This is a genomic window from Rufibacter sp. DG15C (assembly GCF_001577755.1).
GTDB lineage: Bacteria > Bacteroidota > Bacteroidia > Cytophagales > Hymenobacteraceae > Nibribacter.
The window spans coordinates 1990691-2015630 of sequence record NZ_CP010776.1 but is presented as its reverse complement, the minus strand read 5'-3'; the positions used below and the strand labels follow the sequence as shown (position 1 = coordinate 2015630).

At 44.6% G+C, this 24940-nt stretch carries 14 protein-coding genes; 6 read left to right on the top strand and 8 right to left on the bottom strand.

The features are described 5' to 3' along the window. Positions 1-3 precede the first annotated feature (3 nt). Positions 4-1260, bottom strand: coding sequence for a restriction endonuclease subunit S (locus TH61_RS08535; RefSeq protein ID WP_066508285.1), 1257 nt, complete (start codon positions 1258-1260; stop codon positions 4-6). A gap of 3 nt (positions 1261-1263) precedes the next feature. Continuing rightward, complete coding sequence (locus TH61_RS08530; protein WP_066508284.1) at positions 1264-2841, bottom strand: type I restriction-modification system subunit M; 1578 nt, start codon at positions 2839-2841, stop codon at positions 1264-1266. A gap of 372 nt (positions 2842-3213) precedes the next feature. Between TH61_RS08530 and TH61_RS18345 the strand changes: the two genes are divergently transcribed. The 3 genes from TH61_RS18345 to TH61_RS08515 all read left to right on the top strand — a co-directional run bounded on the left by TH61_RS18345 (position 3214) and on the right by TH61_RS08515 (position 8330). Then, complete coding sequence (locus tag TH61_RS18345; RefSeq protein ID WP_066508282.1) at positions 3214-5826, top strand: McrB family protein; 2613 nt, start codon at positions 3214-3216, stop codon at positions 5824-5826. 2 nt (positions 5827-5828) lie between these two features. Continuing rightward, the gene (locus TH61_RS08520) at positions 5829-7109 is read left to right on the top strand and encodes an McrC family protein (protein WP_066508280.1); all 1281 of its coding nucleotides are present in this window, start codon (positions 5829-5831) and stop codon (positions 7107-7109) included. A gap of 93 nt (positions 7110-7202) precedes the next feature. Further along, positions 7203-8330 (top strand): hypothetical protein, encoded by a 1128-nt coding sequence (locus TH61_RS08515; RefSeq protein WP_066508278.1) that lies wholly within the window; start codon positions 7203-7205, stop codon positions 8328-8330. Between the two features lie 126 nt (positions 8331-8456). Here the strand turns inward: TH61_RS08515 and TH61_RS08510 are convergent, their stop codons facing one another. The 5 genes from TH61_RS08510 to TH61_RS08490 all read right to left on the bottom strand — a co-directional run bounded on the left by TH61_RS08510 (position 8457) and on the right by TH61_RS08490 (position 12708). Further along, positions 8457-9788 carry a hypothetical protein gene (locus TH61_RS08510; protein WP_066508276.1) on the bottom strand — a complete coding sequence of 444 codons (1332 nt, stop codon included), beginning with the start codon at positions 9786-9788 and terminating at the stop codon, positions 8457-8459. A 4-nt stretch (positions 9789-9792) separates the two neighbouring features. Then, positions 9793-10137 (bottom strand): hypothetical protein, encoded by a 345-nt coding sequence (locus TH61_RS08505; protein ID WP_066508274.1) that lies wholly within the window; start codon positions 10135-10137, stop codon positions 9793-9795. Continuing rightward, positions 10137-10490: a helix-turn-helix domain-containing protein gene (locus TH61_RS08500; RefSeq protein WP_066508272.1), complete on the bottom strand. Its 354-nt coding sequence runs from the start codon at positions 10488-10490 to the stop codon at positions 10137-10139. The genes TH61_RS08505 and TH61_RS08500 overlap by 1 nt, the downstream gene beginning before the upstream one ends. Before the next feature lie 72 nt (positions 10491-10562). Further along, on the bottom strand, positions 10563-11471 hold the full coding sequence (locus tag TH61_RS08495; RefSeq protein ID WP_157600662.1) for a hypothetical protein: 909 nt from the start codon (positions 11469-11471) through the stop codon (positions 10563-10565). 28 nt (positions 11472-11499) lie between these two features. Next, on the bottom strand, positions 11500-12708 hold the full coding sequence (locus tag TH61_RS08490; RefSeq protein WP_071887816.1) for a site-specific integrase: 1209 nt from the start codon (positions 12706-12708) through the stop codon (positions 11500-11502). A 431-nt stretch (positions 12709-13139) separates the two neighbouring features. Here TH61_RS08490 and TH61_RS08485 point away from each other — a divergent pair, with 431 nt between their 5' ends. Continuing rightward, complete coding sequence (locus TH61_RS08485) at positions 13140-14180, top strand: low specificity L-threonine aldolase (protein ID WP_066508263.1); 1041 nt, start codon at positions 13140-13142, stop codon at positions 14178-14180. Positions 14181-14357: 177 nt separating this feature from the next. Beyond that, positions 14358-14606, top strand: a complete 249-nt coding sequence (locus TH61_RS08480) for a hypothetical protein (RefSeq protein ID WP_157600661.1) — start codon at positions 14358-14360, stop codon at positions 14604-14606. A 252-nt stretch (positions 14607-14858) separates the two neighbouring features. On the opposite strand, the gene TH61_RS08475 is transcribed toward TH61_RS08480, so the two are convergent. Continuing rightward, entirely contained in the window at positions 14859-18371 is a 3513-nt protein-coding gene (locus tag TH61_RS08475) for a DNA methyltransferase (protein ID WP_231862328.1), read from the bottom strand. Positions 18372-19166: 795 nt separating this feature from the next. Between TH61_RS08475 and TH61_RS08470 the strand changes: the two genes are divergently transcribed. Next, the gene (locus TH61_RS08470) at positions 19167-24926 is read left to right on the top strand and encodes an ice-binding family protein (RefSeq protein WP_066508259.1); all 5760 of its coding nucleotides are present in this window, start codon (positions 19167-19169) and stop codon (positions 24924-24926) included. The last annotated feature ends 14 nt before the right edge of the window (positions 24927-24940 follow it).

Below are 24940 nucleotides of genomic sequence, written 5' to 3'. Positions count from 1 at the left end.
GTATTAAACAAACATCTGCTGAAGCAAGCCTTTCTTGAACTGCTTAGCTTGTTCCAGCTGTTTATTTACAAGGTTAATTTTGCTGTCTAAAGAAGATAGGATTCCTCCTATTTTCTCTTGTTCAGGTAGTGAAGGGTAATCTATTTCAATTGCAGATAAGTCGCTAGAATTTATAGCAGGATAACTAGTACCTGTACATCTATCTAACACCTTATTTACAAATAAATCAGTATGAATAAATTGATAAAGGTAATTGGCATCACCTTTACTTCTGATTTGAGCATAACCTGTTGAAGCTACATAATCACCTTCTTTTTGGAAAAAGAGATTATTTTTTTGATAGGGCCGAACCATTTGAAAGAGAATATCCCCAAAAGCTAGCACTCGCTGGGCTCTGCTTGGTGCACCTTCAGCTAAAATAGAAGATTCCTTAATTAGAATTCCCTTAACAACACTTTCCAAATCTATATAAACAAAGGAAATAGGAAGAGTTTTACTTTTTGGATTAATATTAGATACTTCACCTAACTTTTTAGTTTGCCACTCTGGAAAATCCTGCCCATCTTCATCCTTGAATCGAATTTGCTGGGAGAAGATTTGCTGCATTACCCCTTCTTTATACTTCTCTAACAGGTCTTTTTTCTTAGTAAGCTGCTGAATTTTATCATCAACTGCAGTAAGGAAAGAGGCTATTTTTTGCTGTTCAGATAGTGTTGGAAGTGATAACTTTAAATTCTTTACATCATCTTTATATAATGCTCCTATTGTTGATGATGCATTTATAGACTTCAATTGGTTGTTACCTTTTTTGCCAATAAAGTAATAATATAAAAATTTTGGTGAAGTGTTTTCTTTAAGTTTTAATAAATACATATTAGGAGCAACAGTAGCTTTTACATTGTATTTATCATCATAAAAATAGACTTTACCAATTTCTCCTCTTTTAGTTATTAGTAGTTCTCCCCCAAACAAAGATGTCTTCTTAAGAAATTTATATCCGTGTTCATCTACATATTTTACTGATTCTAAGCTACTGCCATTTTCTAAATCTGTAGCCCTTACATACCAAGCATACTCTTGTTTGTCATAAATCTTTACGTTTTCTTTTACACTTGCAAAACTCCCATTAGCTTCAAAATCTGTTAAAAGAGATAAACAAGAATTAAGTTTAACAATATTCCAGTCATTTTTGAATCCTGTAAAACGCAATGCAGGCACGTTAATCATATCTGCTTTAATTTCTGCAACCGCTGCTTCCATAATTTAAAAAGGTTTAGGTATCCCTAATTCATCACAAAAAGCATCTATGGTATTGTCTGCTTCCTGCATTTCTATTTCCAAAGCGGCTAGTGCAGTAGCTATTTCTTTCAAATCTATTGCCTTTACCTCGGCAAAGGTGTCCACGTAACGCGGGATGTTCAGGTTAAAATCATTCTCTTTCACCTCGCTTAAAGGAGCCAAATAGCTGTACTTATCTTCTGCGCAACGCTCACGGTACGTATAGGTAATCTTTTCAATATCCTCTATCCGTAAATAGTTTTGTGTTTTCTCCTTGCCATAATGCTGGCTGGCTTCAATGAAAAGAATATTATCCGCCTGCTCTCTGCATTTTTTAAATACCAGTATACAAGTAGGAATACCAGTGCCATAAAAGATACCTGCAGGCAAACCAATCACGGCATCTAAGTAGTTGCGGTCTGCAATGAGGTACTGGCGGATGTGCGCTTCGGCCCCGCCCCTGAACAGCACACCATGCGGTAGTACCACTGCCATAGTTCCGTTTTCGGCAAGGTGGTGCACCATGTGTTGCACAAAGGCAAAATCGGCTTTAGAAGAGGGAGCCAACTTGCCGTACTGGCTGAAGCGGTCGTCAGACATGTGCAAAGGGTTGGCACTCCACTGCGCCGAGAAAGGCGGGTTGGCCACAATGGCCTCAAACTCCTGCCCCAGGTGCTGCGGGTGCTCCAGCGTATCGTCCTGCCGGATGTCAAACTTTTGGAAGTGTACATCATGCAGAATCATGTTCATGCGGGCCAGGTTGTAGGTGGTGCGGTTCAGCTCCTGTCCGTAGAACTTGGAAACCTCCTGCACTTCTTTGGCCACGCGCAGCAAGAGCGAGCCCGAGCCGCAGGTAGGGTCATACACAGATTTTAGCTTGGTCTTGCCCGTAGTCACCAGCTTGGCCAGCACCTTAGACACTTCCTGCGGGGTGTAAAATTCCCCGGCCTTCTTGCCCGCCCCACTCGCGAACTGCCCAATTAGGTACTCATAGGCATCGCCCAGCACATCGGCCTCAGTGTCTTGCAGCTTGAAGTCAATCTTGTCCAGGTGGCCCAGCACTTTGGCAATAAGGTCGTTCTTAGCGGCTTCGGTCCGGCCCAGCTTGGTAGAGGTCAGGTCCAAATCCTCGAAAAGCTTATTAAAATCGTCCTCACTCTCGGTGCCCATTGTGCTCTGCTCAATGTGCTTAAGCACCTGCGTGAGTTCGTCCAGGATGAAGTTGCTGGCGCCTTCCTCTTTGTTTTCTGAGTTGCCTTTCTTCGCCATCTCACTGAACAGCTCAGACGGCTTCAGGAAGTAGCCCAGGCTATGCACCGCCTCTTCCTTGATGGCCTCCAGGTACTCCTGCCCTTCTTCGGTGGCCTCGTCTATGTCAAGGTAGGTAAGGCCGTCCTCGGTCAGAATTTTATTTGCGTACAGCTCCATCTTCTCAGACAGGTACTTGTAGAAGATAAAGCCTAATATATAATCCCGGAACTCATCGGCGTCCATTTTGCCGCGCAGGGTGTTGGCGATGTTCCAGAGTTGTTGTTCTAGTTGTTTCTTGTTGTTGTCAGACATGCGGGTGATGGGTAATGAAAGGTCCTGTAGTACTTGATACCAGATAAACCTTACAAGTTAGTGGAACTAGGTGAAATTTGCCCTCCTTCTTTCGGCTTTCGGCTTCTATAGAATCATAACAACTTGCACAGCCACTCATATTCAGGCTTTTACCAATTGCCTGGTTGTGCAAGGCTCTTATTCTTATAGGAGAAGCTCTGCACATTTCTTGTTTTTGCCTCAAATCCCTAAAAACAGGCCAAAAACGCCACTTATGAAATGATTGGGCTTATCAATAAAGGCATAAGGCAGTTTTGGTTTTATTTATTTAAGTTTAGTTGCATTAGCACTTATAGAATTCATTAGCCTCCTTTAAAATCAATCACCAATTTCATGTCAGATTCTATCAAATCATTAATAGCTAACTACAAAGAGTACCTTCAAGAAACCCAGTTATCTGAGGAGATTTATAAATGGCGATTAATCCAAGAATTTAAAGGAAGGCCCAATATTGATGCGCCCAACTTTACAGAGGAAATCAAGAGCATTAAATACTCTAACTTAATGTATGGCTTGGCTAATGGTGTAATGGTTCACTTGGCCAAGGACAGACCAGAGCCCTACCGGGATTGTTTCAGAACCTTTTTTGATGAAAGCCTACCCCTGGCAGACAGAATAAAGTTTTTCACCACTGAGACGCTTAAGCTCTATCGTGAACTAATCCCAAATGAGAAAATACCCCACCACCATGATGAGCGGACCATGGCCACCTTGCTTGCCTATCGTAACCCAGACAAGTATGCCTTATACAAGGATTCTGTCTATCAAAAGTATTGCAAACTACTAGGCATAAAACCTAAAGCAACAGGTGAGAAATACATCCATTATCTAGAGCTGGTAAACACATTTATAAATGAATACATTGAGCCAGATAGGGAACTGATTGAATCAGTAGAGGCTCTATTGCCTTCTGATGCATACCCAGACACGCAACATAAAATATTAGCTCAGGATATTTTATACAGAATGCTTGAAAAAAGCACTGAAGAAGCAGAAAGGGAGTTTAGCAGGCAACTAAAGAAGAATAGCCCGGCTGACCTAAATATCTATTTCCAGACGCTAGACAACCTAATAGAAGACCTGGCTATTGAAGACAATACAAATCTGGTATTTAGTGCAAAGTCTGGGCAATTGAGCTTTCATATAGGAAGAAGGTACTGCCTAAACCTAAGCAATGGCAAGTTTTCCTTTATAGCACCTGAAAATTACTCAGTGGCGGGGGAAGAGGTTTCCTCGTTTAACGGAGCTGGAAACCCTGCTTGGATAAAGTACACTTCTGCCACTGTTGTCCAACAGCATTACGAGGCTATCAAAGAAGCAGTCCAAAATGAGCTACAGCGCAACGACCACCTTCAGCCCAAAGAATATGACAATCCAATCTTCAGAAGGGTTGTGTTTGACAAGTCTTACAGAGCCAACTTCTTCAATGTAACTCCCGAAGAAACAACGATTATAGAAGAGAATCAGAAAGCAATTCTTACACATCAAACTTATCCGCTAAATCAGATTTTGTTTGGTCCACCCGGCACCGGTAAAACATACCACACAATCAATAAGGCGTTAGAAATTTGTGGTGTACCAGTGGAAGGAAAAACTAGAAGAGAACTTAAAGACGAATTTGATGAACGCGCATCTTCAGGTCAAATAGTTTTTACCACCTTTCACCAAAGCATGAGTTATGAAGACTTTATGGAAGGGATAAAGCCTGTCACGCCAGAGAAAGAAGGTGACCCGGTAATATATAAAGTGGAGGAGGGAATTTTTAAAAAGGTATGCACAGAAGCTACCTTCACTTTAGCCAGGGAAAACAAAACCATTGAAACAGAAAGCGTCCTTGACTTTTCATTGGCCTATGACAACTTCATTCAAAAGATTGAAGAAAGGTTAGCAACTGAAGAAGCTGTAGAGTTATCTATAAAGAATGGAGGAGAAGTTGTAGTTGAGAGTATATCCCCACAAGGGAACATAAGTATTAAGCACAAAGGAGGTACACGTAGCTATATAGTTTCAAAGGCTAGGTTATCTAAACTCCAACAATCAATAAGTAATCTAGATGAAGTAACTAACATTAATGTTCATTTCAGATCAATAATTGGAGGAAATAATGCCTCAGCTTATTGGGCAGTTCTTAATGCAATTAGGAAAGAAAAACAGCAACAGTATGTCAAGAAAGAGGAAAGAACATTTACCTGGGATGAGAAAAAAGAAGTAGTACAATCGCTTAAAAAGCAGGATTTTAATATTAATAACAGTAAGCCTCACATCCTTATTATTGATGAAATCAACCGCGGTAACGTTTCCCAAATATTTGGAGAGCTTATCACCCTCATTGAAGAAGACAAACGCCTTGGCCGGGAGGAGGCCTTAGAGGTAACCCTGCCTTACAGTAAGGAGAAATTTGGGGTGCCAGCAAACCTCTACATCCTTGGCACAATGAACACCGCAGATCGTAGCGTTGAAGCTTTAGACACTGCCTTACGCCGGCGGTTTAGCTTTGAGGAGATGCCCCCCCGTCCAGAACTTATTAAAACTGAAGGCAGGTTAAGTGCAGAAGGCGGCGTTTTAGCTGGCATTGACTTAGAAGTACTCCTCAGCACCATTAATAAGCGCATAGAAAAACTACTGAATAAAGACCATCTTATTGGGCACAGCTACTTTATGGGAGTGGCTGAAATAGCAGGTCTTAAAGCAGTTTTTCAGAATAAGATTAACCCTTTGCTACAGGAATACTTCTTCGGGGACTTTGGTAAAATTGGCCTAGTGCTGGGTAAAGAGTTCTTTGAGAAAGAAGGACTGCAGAATCAGAACACAGATACTCTATTCGCTGATTTTGAAGATTATGAAAGCAGCGATTTCAGTACCCGCCCAATCTACAGGCTGAACAATGTTTGCGGACTATCAGATGATGATTTCATTACAGCCATCAACACTTTACTAAGAAAGTAGGAATGGCTGTCATACCCCCTATCACTGTCTTTGAGTATGAAAGTTTGCGACTGGGTAAGGGTCGTACACCTTTGACTTCCTCTCAACTTAAGGCCCTTCAAATCTTCTATGGAGAGCAGGGAGTACCTTATTATTCGCTCATTCACCAAGGGGTTAAGTTCAATGAGTATGTAGGGGTGATTCAGGTTGGGGATACAACCATTGAAATCTTACCTAAAGCTGATAAGAAGCAGGGAGAAAGCCCTAGCACACAAGAGCTTTGGCGGAGTATGCTTTTAGACATGCTTAAGGCTGTGGGCATGTTTGAAGTATCTGCCCCTACTAGCTCCTCCCTGAATTTGAAAAGCAATTCCATTCTTGATCTCTATTTTGAGCTCTTCCTGAAGGAAACTGAATATCTCCTTCACCGAGGCTTGATTAAGAAATATAGGAAAGTAGAAGGCAACACCACCGCCCTGAAAGGCAATCTCAAATTTGGCAAACACCTACAGCAGAACCTTACACACCAAGAACGGTTTTATGTCCAGTACACCACCTATGATGTAGTACACCAGTGGCATTCTATTCTTTACAAGACAATAAAGTTACTAGAGCAGATTAACACCAATTCCAATCTGCACAGCAGAATTGGGGCATTGCTATTGAACTTTCCTGAGATGCCAGAGGCAAATGTAACGGAGGCCACGTTCAATAAATTAGTCTATAACCGTAAGACCGAGCCTTATCGAAAAGCCATAGAAATTGCCCGCCTGCTTTTACTGAACTACCACCCAGATGTGGCCAGAGGAAAAAACCACGTTCTGGCGCTCCTCTTTGACATGAACCTGCTTTGGGAGACCTTTATTTTTGTTACTCTTAAAAAGCATTTTTATAAAAATCAGCCTGCTTTTACAGCTACAGCCCAAACAACTAAATACTTCTGGAAGCCTCAAAAAGGAAACAGGTCTTCAATGAGGGCAGATATTCTAATTAAGCGAGACGGGAAGAGCTATGCAGTTTTGGATACCAAATGGAAAAACCTGAACGGCTACAACCCATCACCCGATGACCTTAGGCAGTTGTACGTGTACAATGAATACTATACTGCTAATAAGGTAGGTTTAGTGTACCCAGGAGAAAAGTCAAGCAGTTTAAACGGTTGGTATTTGCATCCAGAGGAAGGGAATGCAACTAACAAGGAGTGTTCTGTTATTACTTTATGCACGGCAAATTCCCTTAAAGAATGGCAGAGTGCAATAGGCCAGGAACTGACGAATTGGTTACTACGTCCACAAACCACATAACATTCTGCCTCATTCTTGTTTGAAAAAACGCGCCTTAAGTATACAAGGGCTCAAGACAAGACTGGTAACTTACTGTTTTGCTAAAGCTACGACATGGAAAATCAGCTATCTCACATACTTAGTAGAGAAGAACTCTATCACATGGTATGGCAAGAACCCGCCACGCAACTTGCCCTACGTTACGGAATCGCTTACCAAGATTTTAAGAAGATTTGTGATTCGTTAGCTATTCCCCTGCCTGGGTCTGGACATTGGTCAAAAGTACGCGCAGGCAAAGAAAGTCCTATGATAGCTTTACCAACTGACTACACCGGGCCCAGCGAGACCATAATACAACCTGTTCTTAAAAAACAAAAGGCATCCTTAATAAGCTCCATCCAAAAGGAAGCCGAGGCTGATCACAAGTCCGCGTTAAAAGTCCCGACTAGACTTACCGATCCAGACAAGCTAATAATAGCGGCAAAAGCGCAATTCGAAAAGAAGGATACTTATCTGCGTGACGGCCTATTGAGTATCTATGGTGAATATTTAAACATCAGAATATCACCTGCAAACGTAAATAGGGCCTTGCGCTTTATGGATGCCCTGGTGAAAAGCCTGAAACTTAGAGGCCATCAAATCAGAATCACACATTACTCTACGCTTGCAGTTGTTGAAGGAGAAGAGTTTGAGATTAGCCTGCGAGAAAAGCTTACTAGAATAGCAGAAAAAACAACTAGATGGGGCAGTCATAGTTATGTGCCAAGTGGCATATTAATCTTTAAAATAGGACCTAACTATAGGTCTAAAGAATGGAGAGATGGCAAACAACTGCTTGAGGATTATCTTTCTGAAATTATTGGGACCCTACAACTTAAGGGCCAAAAAGAGAAAGAAGCTAGAATACAAATGCAAATTGAAGAGAAGGAAAGGCAGGAGAGAGATAGGATTCAAAGAGAGCATGAACAGCTACAGGAAAGAGAACTAATCCGCTTCAAAAATCTTTTGCAACAGGCTCAACAATGGCACCAGGCTAAAATTTTAAGAGAGTTTATTGCTGACAGAGCCTCACTCGCCAGGATCAACGGAAATACTCTAGCAGACTTAACTGAATGGATTGAATGGGCAAATCAAAAGGCAGATTGGTATGACCCTACAACGCCCAACAGGGATGATCTCCTTAATGATATTGACAAGGCCACTCTTACTTTACAAAAGAAGTCTACTTATTATGGATGGTAATTCAATGTAAACTTGCCTTACTGGGTTTTGTTAGCGTTTCAAATAATCTACAAAAGCACCCAAACACAAACAAACCACTATATATGGCAATGTTCGTGTTTGGGTGCTTTTTCTTTAAGAATAAAATCAACCAGCTTCTCCAACTACTAACAATTCATAAGTGGTTGCAATACCTGGTCTACTGTTTATTCTTAAATAACATGGTAAACCCTCACAGCTGTAAATTACAAGATCCTTTTCAGCAATTTCTTTAAGTCTCGTTTTGACCGTGTTGGCATGAGTGGAATACTTTTCTGTCAGTTCTGAGATAAGATCTTGCTGTAGCTTTGGCTTCATTAGGTAATTACCAAGACAATCTGTAAGCAAACTTACATCAAGCTTTTTCCTTCTATCCTCTATCATTTCATTCACCATCTCTGGACTTGCAGGAGCTAATGCATGTGTAGTTGCGTCAAAATACAAGTAGGTTGGATCCGGCTTCTTACCATTCCTTAGCTTTAGTAACTTCACCGCAATGACATCGCTATCCCTGTTGTTCGCGCCCTTCTCAAACCCAATCTGCATAATCGTGGAGGCTTTATTAGCCGCCTCAGTGCCAATGTGCCCTCGCGCTTTATCTGTGCCAGGGTTCTCATGTATAATGAGCAAAAGCGTAATATCATGGTCGTTAATCAGCTGATTTAAGAAATCAAACAATTCCAACGACTCTGAGGAATTGTTAAAATCTTTAATACAATCAGTAACCACGTCTAACAACACAAATTTGTGGCGGTCACATTGAATCATCAGTTGCTCAATAAACTCCTTTATTGCCGGTAGTCTTTCATTCCTATTATAATGAATAAGGCTAAAGGGAATTAGGTAATCGTATGGTTGATACTGATCCCGTCCAGCCAAATTCCTAACCTGCTGAATGGCTAATGGAAATTGTTCGCTGGTGTTTCGTTCAGTGTCTACATAAGCAACTGAAAATTGCTTAAACTCATCTTTTGCAAGTCCGCAAAAGTCAGTATCACAATTGTTGCTTCTTATGAGCAGACTGCAAATCAATTCAGCAAGCCTGCTCTTGTGTGAGCCAAACTTACCTTGTATTATATTGATTGTCCTCTGCCAAATCAGCCCTTCTCCATTAAGCTTAACGATTGGAGGTGTTCTAACTATCCTTCTGGATGAGTTTAGGTTTATAAGGTCGATTAGAGGCTTAAACTTCTTAACCCAGATATCCCCAAGATTGGAATGTGATAAGTTATCTGAAGGTAAAAGGTGTTGACTCAGTGTTGACCTGTCTATGATCTCATGTTGATTTAACGTTGACTCGTCGTTGTCTTCCCGTTGCCCTTGTCGTTGACTAGGCGTTGACTTCGCGTTGACTTGACGTTGCTCTACCGTTGCAACAGCTTGTTGCGGGTATAGGTTAGGATTCTTGTTTGGATGTAAAACTGGTTTATAATCAAGCATATTACTAGAGATTAATATAGCCGTAATTGTCACCATTGAGGATTTCTAGCTTTATATGCACTCCATCAATGCTATTATCTGCTAATAATAGGTCAAGCTCTTTCTCAACTATTAACCATTTTTCTAAAAACCTCAGTCTTGCGACTGCCTGCATTTCTTGGTAAAGCAAGTTATATGAATCAGCAAGTGATTGAAGAAAGTCATTCCTTCTTTCTAGATGTATTTTGCTAGGATTTGCTCTGTTGGCATACTCTACAAGTACACCACGTTCTTTGTTGATGATCGTTGCAAGCCGTTGCAACGCAGGTGTTGTTGCTTTTGTACAGTTGCTATTGGATAGGAGTATCATTATTTTATTCCTCCCTTCTTTTTCTTAGTACTGTATACGTCAGCCTCTATTTCAGAAATAGTCTTCTTTTTGCTATCGGTTAACCATAGCTCCAGATCAGATTGTTTAAACACCAGCCGCTTGCCTCTCTTATAATGAGGAATAAGTCTACCGCTTGTATAGCTGTATAACGTTGACTTTGGAATTTTTAGGAATTTAGCTGCTTGGGAGACATCAAAGTAGTGCTCCTCTGTATTTGATGTAGGTGCTAATAAACCGGCATCTCCTAATACCTCTAGAAGCGACTGTTTTACTATGCCTCCTAAAGCAATATTTAGGAGGTCTGACAATGTTGGGTTATTCATTTGGATCATTTATAAAGTTCTGATCCAAATGTAGAGTAGTGATACACCGGAGGGCCCCCTACTAGGGGGCCCAACTTTTTTCTACTTATTATTCATTTTTTGTAATTGATTGATTTTCTGAGCAATAAACTCACTTATATTTCTTTGTTCTAAAGCTTCAAACAATGGCTCTATAGCTTGGTAATCAATTAAATTTTGCTTTGGTGTTTTGTGAGGTTCGTAATTACTATTTGTAATCTGGCTTACTTTCTTACCAGTCTCGCCTTCACTAGAATTTGTTAAAGCCCCGATAAACGCTGTCAGACTCTTTTTATCTTGACTTCTATTTATTTTAGTGAATTTATCAAGCAAGGATATGGCTAGTGCTTGTTGCATTGTTGTGTACTGTTTCTTGCTGTTTGGGCTAGAGAGGAGGTTGCCATTGCTCTCAATACCTTTAGTATTTTCAAGAATAGGGTTTTCAGATCCAGAATCCTTTTGAGCTAATATTTGATCTCCTAACCATTTTCTTGCTTCTATTAAGCACCCATGGTAGTACTTCCAGGTCCACACATTCATCATTAAAAGCTGGAGCTCCTCCGCATGTGCGTCAGCGCCCATACCAACTATAGTCTCCAGATGTTTAATACCTTGCTCCCTAGACATCCCAAGAAAAGTTTTATAAGCACTCAGGATTTTTAGCTTCTCTATTTCCTCAGATACATTTAAGTAATACTCTCTTAACTGCTGTAAATGCATCTCCGTGACTTCGTTTAAGCCAAACCGTATATACTCCTGTGAAAGAGGTAGCTCTATAATGGCCTTAGTAGCTATAAGCTCAGATTGCACCACTTCTAATTGCTCATAGAGACTTTCTTTGTCCTCCAACTTTGCCACAAGCTCCCTTCGCTTGATTTCAAAATTACTTAAGGCTATCTCTTTAAGGACATCCCTATTTCTCGCAGCCCTCTCTATTGCTTGAATATTTGATTCAATAAAAGTGTTACCCATATTTATATATAGCAGGAATCTTTTAGAATTACAGTAAAAACTTATCAGCTTCATCCAAAACAGTATTTTCAAAGCTGTCAAGGTACACCTGTGTAATTTTCTCGCTGCTGTGGCCCAATGCCTCACTGATTTGGGAAGTGGAGACGTTTTGTCTCTTGAGCACTGTAGCATAGCTGTGCCTAGCCACATAGGTGGTAATGTTGAAGTCTATCTTTACCGCTTGTGCTACAGTGCGCAAATTACTGTTCACTTCCTTCATAATCTTTTTAACCCGGTTCTTTATCTTCTGCTCCGTGTCATGGTAACTCCCAAGGATTGGAAAAATAAATCCTGACTTATCTTGCTTGGCCCTATAGTATTCCAATATCTCTAAGGCAGGTGGAAGCAAAGCAATATTAAATTGATGGCCAGTCTTTGCTCTGGTATAATGTACTCTGCCATTATCAATATTACTCCACTTAAGTTGTGCAACGTCTATAAAGTTGACACCTCTACAGTAGTAAGAGAAGAGGAAAATGCTTCTAGCTATCCAAAGCTTACTACCAAGCTCCAGTTTATGGTCTGAGATACTCTTTACCTGCTCTTTGGTTAGCGCTCTCTTTTTTGTCTTTGTGTTAAGTTTTGTCAGTTTATATGCTTTGAATGGGTAATCATTTTCCTTTGCATGTCCTTCTGCAATAGCTTTATTGTATATTGAGCGTAGAGTACGCATATAAACTGCTATGGAATTCTCGGTCACCTTCCGCTTTAGAAGATCATCCTCTAATCGGGTCAGGAAAATGTAGTCTAGTTCTTTAAAGCTGATGTCTTTCTCCTTTGTAAACCGGGACACAATGCGTTTACCATTTTGAAAAGCATCTGCAGTACCGACTTTCCCTACTTCCTTATGTCGCTGAACAAGCTCATCAGTGAATTGAAAGACGGTCCGCTTACCAATTACTTTTCTACTTAGCGCTTTAGCAATATCATCGACCGAGTAGTTCTGCTCATTGTTATCAAAATCTAGAATGATCTTATTAGCATCATTCATCATTTTTGTGATTTTAATGTTAAGCTCTACCTTATGCGGGTGTTTCTTTACTGGCCGTTGCTCATCCTCATCCCATAGCTCTTTAGAGCAAGAATAGTCTAGTGAAACATACTTGATTTTTCGATCTTTAATCAGACGAAGCATTATAGGATGTTCGCCGTTTTTGAGCACCTTAGAGGTGTAAAGTAGTACTTTTACAGAGGCCACGTTTATTGATTTATTGCTTGCTTAAACTAAGGATTGGTTTAAATATGGTTTAAACAAAAGTAAAAAACAATAGCAAAAATCCAACATCAACCACAAGTAAAATTTACTTAAACCCCTTATTTACAACAACTAACAAAATGAGAATTCTCAAGAAAGAGAAGAGGCTAATTGCTGTTAATCATGGGGTCCTTGGTTCGAGCCCAAGAGGGGGAGCAACAGAAAGCCATCAGCAATGATGGCTTTTCTTGTTTTCAGGGGTTTGCATAAAAGACTAACCATCTTTATCTACTTAACCCTCCTTCTCTTAAGGTTCCATCTCCCTTCGTTTCCACGTGCAACATCTCTTGAGAGTTCTGCGCTACCTCTGTTTGTAGAATCAGCTTCACCCGTATCTTTGGTAGATAGTATCACCACCTTTAGAAACCACTGCCATGCTCTATAGCTTCACCAATGATTACAGCGAGGGCTGCCACCCTAACATCTTACGCCGCTTAACCGAAACCAATCTGCAACAACAACCGGGCTACGGCAATGACGAAGCCACGCTGGAAAGCGTGGCCGCCATCAGGGCGCTTTGCCAGAACCCCGCGGTAGACGTGCACCTGGTGGCGGGTGGCACGCTGGCCAACCTCATTGTGCTGAGCGCTTTCTTAAAATCATATGAATCTGTGATTGCCGCCGAGACGGGGCACATCAACAACCATGAGGCGGGCGCCATTGAAGCCACGGGCCACAAGATTGAAACCGTGCCCACGCCAGACGGCAAGCTGTCCCCTGTCCTCATCCAGCCGTTGTTGAACAAGTTTCCCGAGTACCACACGGTCAAGCCCAGAATAGTCTACATCTCCAACTCCACTGAGATTGGCACCATTTACACCAAACAGGAACTCACAGATCTTTCCACGTTTTGCCGCCAGAACAACCTCTTGCTGTTCATGGACGGCGCGCGCTTGGGCATGGCTTTGTCGACGGGTAGCAATGATATGACCCTGCCAGACATTGCCCGGCTTACGGATATCTTTTACCTGGGCGCCACCAAGTGCGGCGGCCTCATTGGCGAGGCCATTGTGCTGGCCAACCCTGCCCTGCAGAAAGACTTCAAATACTACATTAAGCAGCGCGGCGCGCTTATGGCCAAGGGAAGGTTGTTTGGGGCGCAGTTCGCGGAGCTGTTGCGGGACAACCTGATGTTTGAACTGGGCAGACACGCCAACCAACTGGCCCAACAGCTGGCCACTACCCTGCAGGACCTGGGCTACACTTTTTTAACGCCCGCCCAAACCAACCAGATCTTTCCTATTCTGCCAGACGCACTCATTCTGGAACTGAACAAGAAATACGGCTTCTTTGTCTGGCGCAAAATGCCCGATGGCATGTCTGCTGTACGCTTGATCACGTCCTGGGCCACACCGCAAGAGCAGGTAGAGCAGTTCTTACAAGAGGTAAAGGAATTAATGGCTTCTTTGAAGTAAACCTCTTTGATAAAGCGAACTAGTCGTTTTTGGGTTGTTTTCTAAGAAAAGCACTAAATCTCCTTCGGCGGCGTTGCTTAAAATAAGACGTTTGGCAGAATACCTATCTATGGGATTTTGCAACCATTTGTCAAACCCAGGACGCTTTCCCCTACCTTCACCCTAAAACATAACAACGTGAAATATATAGCATGCATAGCCCTGCTGGGGTTTATAGTCTCCTCTTGCGAACAAGTGACAACGGCCGCTACTGATGCGGCTTCTAATGCGGCCAGAGACGTGGTCAATGCTGAGTTTGAGCGCCATACCGGTATTGACTCTGTGTCTACCAAAGTTGGTTCACTGGACACGCTAAACGTAGAAAGCACCATTAAACGGGAAGCAAGGCGCGAGGCGCGAAAGAGAGCCGAAGAGCTTCTGCGCTGATACTTAAGCCCACACCAATAGCCTGCTTGACGCCCTGCCTGAAGACGAAGGACTACTTCATTTTTGCCAGCTTTAGATAAAGATTCCTTGGCAGTGGCACAGCGTTTTATAGAGTACCATGATAAAGCAGAAACCATGGCGACGTGGTTGTGCGTTTTTGACCTGTTTTCTAAGAAATAGCCTAAAAACGACAAATCGGCCTCTGGTCCTTATATGGGAGCAGAGGCCGCTTTGCGTTGGGTGCCGCGGTGCTTATTTGACGTACTGCGCCTGCTCTGTTTTGCGCAGCAGGCCCAGGCCGTGCAGGGTTTGCAGCAGGTTGTCTATCTGTTGCAGGCGCTGCGGTTGCTGGGCTTTGGCCACGGGCTTGAACTGCTGGTACAGGTCTTGCGCAGTGGCGGGGCGCTCATGCAGTTGCAGGGCGCGCTGCACGGCCTGCGCCTGCTCGGCCAGGGTCTTGGGCCAGGCCAGCATTTCTTTGGCGGTGGCTTTTACGGCTTTGGCCGATGTCTCTATGCCCATGTCTGCCTGCTGGGTGCCCTGCGGGTTCTGGTACTCAGGGCGCAGCCACCGGATGAGGCCGCGGGCTTCTTCTGCGGCGCGCTCTTTGTTGAGGGCCACCAGGCGTTCCAGAATCTCCTCCTCGGGCAGGTGCGCGGGCCAGCCGTAGGCAGCGGCCACTGCGGCGTCCAGTTCCTTGTGCAGTTGCAGCAGAATGCTCACTAGCCCCTGCTCATGCGTTTTCTGCTCTTTGGCGGTGAGGGCATCGCCGGTTTTCAGCTTCTCCAGCACGTTGTACATGTCTGTGATGGTGAGCGTGGGGTGCAACGCCTGCCGATGCTTCCGGTGCGCATCCAGCTGTTCGGCGAGGTGGCGGATTTGGGCCTTCTGCGCCTCGGTGGCGGCTGGGAAAGGGAATGGGTCGAAGCAAGCAGAATTGTTATATCGAGGTGTATTACCTCCTAAATCTGAGCCGACAGCTAATGCCCAAACCTTGTGAAACTCAGATGAGAGTACACCTAAGAAATACGCATCTTCAGATGCTATAACTACAACTTCACTTTCAACTTGATTAGCTACTTCTATCAGTTGAAAAACTCTATGTTTAGCTGTTCTTGAAGTAGCAATAAATTTACTCAAACCTCTTAGCGATTGTCTTAATTGGGGACGAGTTTTACCAAACAGCCACCATTCTTTAGCATACTTTTCTGCGTCTTTTGAATTGGCTGCTTTAGCTAATCTGTCAGGTTTCACATAGATGGATAGGTGCTGAAAAAGTTCGGGATAATTAGACCGAACTTCCATTTCTCCTAAACCGAATAAATCAATAACGAACTTTTCCTTAACACCTTGAGCTAAGTCTCTACTTGTTAGATATGGTCTTATTATTAGTTGATTTTCAGGTAGTCCATTTATAAGCGAAGAAGCTACTTCTGGATTCAGTACAAACCCTAAACCATGTAGTTTTACTCCCATACTACTTAAGCCTTGATTTGATTCTAGAGGAACAGCCTGAGAAAGCTCAACTCCTGTAGTTAAATCAGAATAGATTTTTCCTTCTCTTTCTACAAAAGTGACTTGCACTTCTTGACTGTCGGTTTTTTGCTTAGATGATGGAATTAAAATCCTACCCGGTCTTTCGCCTTTTTCAGCCACACTCATAGCTATCTCTACAGCGGCACCTTCTGCACTATCTACCCAAGGGTGGTCTGGTATGGCAAGTGTGATTGACAACGGAGGATTTGCCTGCATCTGCGCTTCAATCACACGGCGGTTAAAAGTCTGCTTGATGCTATTCGTGGTAATAAATCCGAAGCGCTCTGCTTTTTCTGCGCGAACAATCTCAGCAGCCTTGTGCCACCAATACATCACAAAATCAGCACTGTCAGGCACAGAGCCTTTGTAGGTTTTCCGAAGAGCCTCGGTATAGCCATCGCCTAAGGCGTCACGCATGCGGGCGGGGCCAATAAAAGGCGGGTTGCCTACTATGAAATCGGCTTCGGGCCAGGTGGCGGGCTGGGGGTTGAGGTAGTCATAGACCACAGTGCGGGCGGTCTCGTCGGGCACTTCCTGGCCGGTGACCGGGTGCGGCTTGGTGCTGTGGCCGTCCCAGCGGGTGACGGGCTGGCCGTCTTTATCCAGCCGCGGCAGACGCTCAGAATAGCTGAGCACGGCGTCCTGCTGGCGTATGTTGCCGTACTCGCGCAGGATGGGGTTAGACAGGCGCTGGGCGTGGCCGTGCGCCCTGAAGTGCCACTGCAGATAGCCAATCCAGAGCACCACGTCTGCGATGGCGGCGGCGCGCGGGTTCACCTCCAGCCCCAGCAACTGCGCCGGAGTCACGGTGTAGCCGCCCGTCATGTCCAGGGTCTGCTGCCCCGGGAAGTGGGCCAGAAACTCAGTCACCTCGCCCTCCAGCCGCTTGAGGTGTTCTAGGGTCACGTACAAAAAGTTGCCGCTTCCGCAGGCCGGGTCCAGCACCCGCACCGAGCACAGCCGCCTATGAAAGGTCTCAATCTCTTTGCGCGCCCCGGCCTCATCCCCGTTGTCTTCTAAGATAGCCGATGCCGTGCGGGCCGCCTCCCACTCCTCACGGAGCGGTTCAATGACGGTGGGCATCACCAGGCGCTCTACGTAGGCGCGCGGCGTGTAGTGGGCGCCCAGCTTGTGTCGCTCCCGGGGTTGCAGGGCCCGCTCCAACAGCGTCCCGAAGATGGCGGGCTCCACGTCAGCCCAACCGGCCTCGGCGGCCTGAATGAGCAATTCCAACTGCGCCTCTGTGACCGGCAAGGCCTCTGGGTTCTTGAACAGATAGCCGTTAAACTGCGGGATGGTGGTACGCAGGGCCGGGTCAAAACCGCCCCGGTCCATGCTCTGCCACAGCGCCCTGAGCGCGTCTGGGAAATGCGCCAGATTCTGGCGGTAGTCTATGAGTAATTTGGTAAATGACTTATCCGGGAGCAGCTGCACATCCTCGGCAAACATGGTAAACAGACAGCGCATCAGAAAACCAGCCACCTGCTCAGGTGTGTGTCCGGCGCTTTCCAGGGACGCGGCCAGCTTGGCCAACCGCTCGGCTAATTGCCGGGTCACGCGGGCAGCGCGGCGGCTGGGGTCCAGTTCCAGAGGCTCGGTGAAGAGCATGCGGAGGCGTTCCTGCACCAGCGGGTTGTGCAGTTCTTCTAAGGTGATGCGGTAACTGACGGGGTCTGGGAACGGCACGTAGGTCTTGCCCTGCCGCGCAAAGTCGGCGTACAGGTCTATGCAGTAACCCACGTCCACCACCGCCAGAAACGGCGGCCAGCCCTCAGCCATGGGCAATGACCGTGCATAGCGCAGAGCCAGCTCCTTGGCCTTCTTCATCTCGCGGTCCCAGGTGCGGGTGTCTCTGGTGGCGGTCCCGGTCTTGGTCTTCGGTTTGTCAAATCCCAGCAGGTCGGCCTCAGAGGGGCCAGTGGCTTTGTCGCTGCCCTGCTTGGCCTCCAGCACAAAGCAGTCTTTCTTGTAGAGGTCTATGAAGTTGGTGCTGGTCCTGCCTTCGCCGTCATTGAAGATAACGGGTCGCTCAAAGGTATAGGTGGCCTCGTGCACCTTGTCAGACGCCGGTCTTGGTTTCTCCACGCCCAGCAGGTCGCAGAGTTCAGAGAGGAACAGCTGGTAGTTGGCCCGCTCAGAGGCGCCAGAGGCTTTCCAGCGTTGAATGAAGGCATCTATGGCAACAGCAGGTAGAGCGTGCATGGCGGGCATGTTTTCAGGAGTGGTCAAGGCAATTGGGTCTTATATAGACAGCATTCCTTTCTATGGACTGCCAGTTGCTAAGACCTTGCGCGAATAAGTTACAGCTATAATGTGTTTCTGCCAAAATCTGCCTGGCCCTGGCTTACCTAGTCCCTTTGGCGACCAACATCCTCAGAGACCGGTGTAGGGTTAAAGAAAAACTTAGCGCCACGGCCCCTATTTTATTGAGGGATAGCCTTTGCCGAAAAAAAAATTATATGAGTAGGCGGCTACTGTTCTGTCTCTTGGCAATCTGTATTGTTCCGGTTTTGGGGCTTGGTTGTTTTTAGCTTGTTTTCTGGAAAACACCCAAAAATCGCCTAAGTCAGACCTGTGAATTTTCCTTCTTTTGTTTCTGGTTTTGGCGCTAGTAAGTGAGCCTGCACAATATCATTTAAAACACATTTAAGGCAGAAAACCGTCAGAATCTAAGAGGCGCCGAGTTGGCGAAGGGTGTAACTTAAAATAGGTTTACTCCTATATTTACGCATAAATATATAGCTTTTCCTATCAATATATTTCCCATAATATAGAAATGCTCCTATTTCTTAAAAATATAACTTTAGCCATACCAAATCTAGATTTTTACTTTTCACACCTCCTCTAAGCCGAAGAATTTTGGTCTAATAAAATCTATTTTAGGTCAATTGAATAATTCAATTATTCTTTGTGGAATTTTTTTGCCAATTTTGTGTCTTAAGTGTAACCTTTTTTAAATTGCATTTATTAATACTTAACCACTTATAACGCAAGACACTGCTCCATTGTCAAACCGCTTACCGCATGAGAAAACTTCTACTCCTCGCTCTTCTCCTTTCTTATTTCACATTTACTGGCCAGGCCCAGACGGTTCCATCGTTGGGCAAAGCTTTTCCGTTTACAACACTTGCCAAGACAGGTGTTAATAGTTCTGGAGAGACTAAAATTTACGGAAACGCAGGCGTGGCTCCAGGAACTACCTTTATTGGGTTTCCGCCGGGTCAGGTTTATGGCAGCCAAGAGGTTAACACTCAAGCTGCCATTGACGCCCAAGCAGACCTGCTGGTAGCCTATAACCAGGCTGCTGCTTTTGTTCCTACCCAGAACTTGTCTGGCCAGAACTTAGGAGGGTTGACCTTGAAGCCAGGAGTATACAGGTTTGACAATGATGCCAATTTAGATGGCAACCTCATCTTAGATAATAATGGAGATGTGAATGCGGTCTTCATTTTTCAGGTGAGAGGGAAACTCAATGTGAGCACAGGTGGTCGTATCAACTATAAAGATGGTGCAGCGCCTCGTATCAAGAACATTTTCTGGCAAGTGGCCGGAACCACTACCCTAGGTAGCAATTCTCTATTTAGAGGCACTATTCTGGCCCAAGATATTATCTACGCCGCCTTAGACGCCACTGTATATGGGCGTCTACTCACTTATAATGGTAGTATTACGCTTAATAAAAACACTATCACCATCCCTACTGACTTAGAGGTTACTATTACTAAAAGTCCAGGTGATGCAAAAGGCAATTACTATGTTGGCAATACAGTTACGTACACAGTGGTGGCCAAAAACAACGGCCCTATTGATGAAACTGGTGTTCGCGTTACATTACTAAATGCAGGATTAACCTATGTAGGACACAATGCACCTCCAGGTACCACTTATATTTCGGGCATGTCCCAGTGGACGATCCCGGCGCTTGCTTCTGGTGCTTCCACTACTTTAACGGTTACCACCACTATCAACAATAATGCTGAAGCGAACCTAGCCAATACTGCCACTATTCTAGGTGACGGTTTAGATGAGGTAAGGGAGAACAATGACAATACTGTTACTATTTGCGTTTCGCCGGCAAATCCAAGTGATATTTCTGGCTTAGCAGCTGTCTGCGTAGGAAGTGAGCAAACCTACAGCGTTACAGATATCAAAGTAGCCACCCAATACAACTGGACCGTACCCACTGGATGGACCATTTTAGGAAATACGACTGGTTCTTCTATTAAAGTGATTGTAGGGCCTGCCGGTGGAGATATCACTGTTACGGCTTCCAACACATGTAGCATTAGTGAGGTTAAGAGAAAGTCTATTATTGTTGCCACGGCCCCTTCTCCGGCTCCAGGCGCTATTACAGCAAGCAATGGCACTAACAACCCTTGCTCAGGCACCCAGAACGTTACGTATAGCGTTGCCGCTATCCCTAATGCACAATCTTATATCTGGGTGGTACCAACAGGCTGGACTATAACCGCCGGCGCTACCACCAACTCTATCACGGTCACTGTAGGCACAGGCGCAGGAGAAATTTCTGTAAGAGCCGTGAATCCATGTGGACCTAGTGAGAAAAGTGTCTTAAACGTATTACCTTCTTCTGCAGCACCTACTGCGGCTACTTCTATTGCAGGTAGTGCGGCGCCTTGTACTGGTGAAACAGCAGACTATAGCGTTTCTGGTGAAACAGGCGCTACTTACTTTAACTGGGCATTGCCAACTGGATGGAGAATCATTTCAGGGGCAGGCACCAACTCCATCACAGTAGAGGTTGGGCCAACAGGCGGTTCTATCACAGTTTCTGGAATCAACGGTTGCGGCACTAGCAGCACTACTTCCTTAGCGGTATCACCTACCGTGAAGACTGCGCCTTCTATCATTGATGGCCCACTTACACCATGCGCTTCTCCAGAAGGTCTTGTGTACACCTATACGGTAGGCGCTGTACAAGGTGCTACCAGTTATTTCTGGCGTGTTACCGGCGGCCTTACCATTTCAGAAGGACAAGGATCTGCTTCGATTAAAATCAAAGTGACCAGCGCTGTGACCACCGGTACTATTTATGTAAGTGCTCTTAACACATGCGGTCAGAGTACAGAAAAGTCTATTACCATCACTCCTTTGAATAAACCAGCCAGGCCTGGTTCTATTACCGCAGCCAGCACAATGCCTTGTGCAGGAGATCAAAACTTGAGATTCTCCATTACTCCGGTAGCAGGTGCAACATCTTATGCCTGGACATTCCCAACAGGCTGGGTTATCTCTGGCGCTTCTGATGGAACGTTTGTAACTGTAAGAGCTGGCACTACCGCTGGTAATGTAAGCGTAGTAGCCATTAACTCTTGCGGCGCGGGTACAGAAAGGACGTTGGCCCTTAATCCAACCCTTAACAGCCCAGAAAAACCACTGTCTTTGACTGGCAGCACTAGTTTATGTTCAACTGACAGAGAAGTAGTTTATTCCGTTGCGGCTGGTGCAGATGCTACTGGTTATAGATGGGAAGTACCTGCCAACTGGACAATTGTATCTGGTCATGGCACAACCTCTATTAAAGTAAACCCTGGCAACACAGGTGGCATAGTGAGAGTAGTAGCCCTTAATAATTGCGGTGAAAGCGTTGCAGCTACCGTAAGTGTCATTGTCTCTACCACGCCTACACCTGCTCCTGGGTTCATTACTACAAGTCCAATTGCACCGTGTGTTAACCAGCAGAACGTTTCATTCTCTGTAGATGAGATTTTTGGTGCTACTGCCTACGAGTGGACAGTATCTGGCGACTGGGCCATTACCAGCGGACAGGGAACAAGCACTATTAAGGTAACCATTGGTTCTGGTTCTGGGACTGTCTCTGTAAAAGCAAGAAACGGTTGCGGACTAAGTGCAGCTAGCAGCACTACTGTTCAGCCAGCCACTGTTGCTCCTGTTACGCCTGTGACTGTAGTTGGCCGTACGGCTGTCTGTGAACTTGAAAGTAACGTGACCTATACTGTTACTGGAATGACAAATGTTACCGGTTACAACTGGACTATTACAGGCGGTAGTGACTGGAGCATTACTTCTGGTCAAGGCACAGCCTCTATCAAAGTAAAAGCAGGTGTTGCACCGGCTGAAATCTCTGTGGTAGCTATTAATAACTGTGGTCAGAGCTCTGCAAAAGTTATTCAAGTAGTAACAAGCAAAGTTGCCCCAGGAGCCCCAAGTAGTATAATAGGCAGAGTAAACATTTGCGCCGGCAATACCAACATTGAGTATTCTGTTGCCCCAGTAACTGGTGCTACTTCATATATTTGGACATTGCCTACGGGCTGGACATACACTCAAAATGCTGCCGGTAATACTATTTTAGCTACCATTGGTACCACAAGTGGTAAAATCAAAGTAAGAGCAGTAAATGGTTGCGGCGAGAGCACAGAAAGTGAACTATCTGTTGCCCCAACTTCTAACACACCTCCTAAACCAGGAAATATTCTAGCTGCCACTACCACAGTGTGCGAAGGTGAGCAAGGGATTTCTTATATAGTACCACCTGTGAATGGTGCCACTTCATATGCTTGGACAGTTCCAGCAGACTGGACAATCACTTCAGGACAAGGAAGCACTACTATTTCAGTAACAGTAGGTAAAACCGCAGGAAAAATTACAGTAGCTGCAGTAAATAACTGTGGCGCCAGCATTGTCAGCGAATACACTGTTACCCCGCGTATGGTTCCTCCTAAACCGGAGTTCATAGCCTCTCAGACTATTCCTTGTGCTAACAGCACTGGCAATACCTATTCTGTAAAAGTAATTCCAGGTGTTGATACCTATACATGGTCCGTTCCAGCTGGTTGGGATATCACTGCAGGTGCAGGAACTTCTAGCATCACTGTTGAGGCAGGCATAAACGCAGGTGAGATAACAGTAAAAGCTAGCAATGATTGTGGCGTTAGTGAGACGGCCACCTTACAAGTAACCACTACCACTACAGCTCCTACCACTCCGCTTGCCATTACGGGTAATCAAAAAGTATGTGCAGGAGAAACCGAAGTAGAATATAAAGTAGAGGCCATTGCCAATACTTCTACCTACACATGGACTGTTCCAACTGGATGGAATATAACCTCAGGCCAAGGCACTACCCGCATTATGGTGCAACCATCTACTACCCCAGGTAATATTTCTGTAGTAGCAGGTAATGGATGCGGTGTTAGCTCTGCCAGCAGATTGTCTGTAGAAATTATAGGTACTTTGCCAGCTACGCCAGCCTTGATTACAGGAACAGTTGATCCATGTAGCAATGCCACTGGACTTGTTTACTCAATAAGCGCCGTTTCTAACGCAACTAATTATGACTGGACAGTACCAGTAGGATGGACCATAACTGCCGGACAGGGAACAACTTCCATCACAGTTACTACAAATGGAGCAAATGGAGAGGTGGGCGTTTCTGCTAGAAATACTTGTGGCAGCAGTCCTGCCAGAAAAATTTCTGTTACTTCTAGAACAACACCAATTCAACCTACTGCTATTGTTGGCGATAATATAGTTTGCTCTGGCAATACTGTAGAATACAAGATTGATCCTGTTGACGGTGCTACTAGCTACACTTGGGGAGTTCCTTCAGGCTGGACTATCACCTCTGGACAAGGAACCACAACTTTAGTTGCAACAGTAGGAAGTGGATCAGGTAATGTACAAGTAAGTGCAGAAAACGCTTGTGGAAGAAGCACGATTGCCATATTACCTGTAGCTACCTCTGCTTCAAAACTATCTGCCCCAGGTAATATATCTGGTATTGCTTCCTTTATTTGCTCTGGACAAGAGAAATTGACTTACACGGTAACTCCTGTCAATGATGCTGCTTCCTATTTATGGTCAGTTCCAGAGCTAGATGGATGGAAAATTATATCAGGTCAGGGCACTAACTCCATTGTTGTAAATGCAGGTACAAAATCTGGCAACGTGACAGTAAGAGTACTAAATGGTTGCGGCGAAAGCAGCCCTAGCATCTTACCAGTGAGCATCAATGAAGGAAATACTCTGCCAATTGGAGCCATCAGCGGATTAACTGATATATGTGCTAATCAAACTGATATCAGATACTCTGTTGATCCTGTACCTAACGCCAGTACTTACAACTGGATTGTGCCTGCTGACTGGACAATTCAATCTGGCCAAGGAACCAATAGCATTCTTGTTACTTTAGGCAATACCAAAGGAGATGTTACAGTAGAGGCTTACAATGCATGTACTATTAAATCTAGCCAAAAGCTGTTTGTTGAACCTAAGTTTGCTCCTAAAACACCTGTTATCTCGGTAATAAATAGTGCTTGTACAGGTCTAGAATTAGAAATTGAGCCTATACCAGGTGCTCGCAACTATACATGGACACTACCTGATGGATGGGTTTTAGAAAGTGGACAAACCTCTACCAGAATTAGAGTTAGTGCACCTAAAGGAAGTGAGGAGGGTGCCATCACAGTTGTAGCCAACGGCCCACTATGTAACAGCGCTCCAGCATCTATTGAATTGAGTCCAGAGAACGTGAAGGGTGAAATAGAAATTGCCACCGCTCTCACACCTAATGGAGACAATATCAATGACACTTGGAAAATCAAGAACATTGAGAACTATCAGGAGAATGAGTTAATCATTATGAACCGTTGGGGATCTGAAGTATATCGCACCAAAGGTTACAAGAATGATTGGAAAGGCGGAGAGTTAAGTGAAGGCACCTACTTCTATTTGCTTAATGTGGTAACATGTGATGGCAAAAGAAAGTCTTACGACGGCTTTTTAATGATAATACGGTAATACAGGAAAGGAAA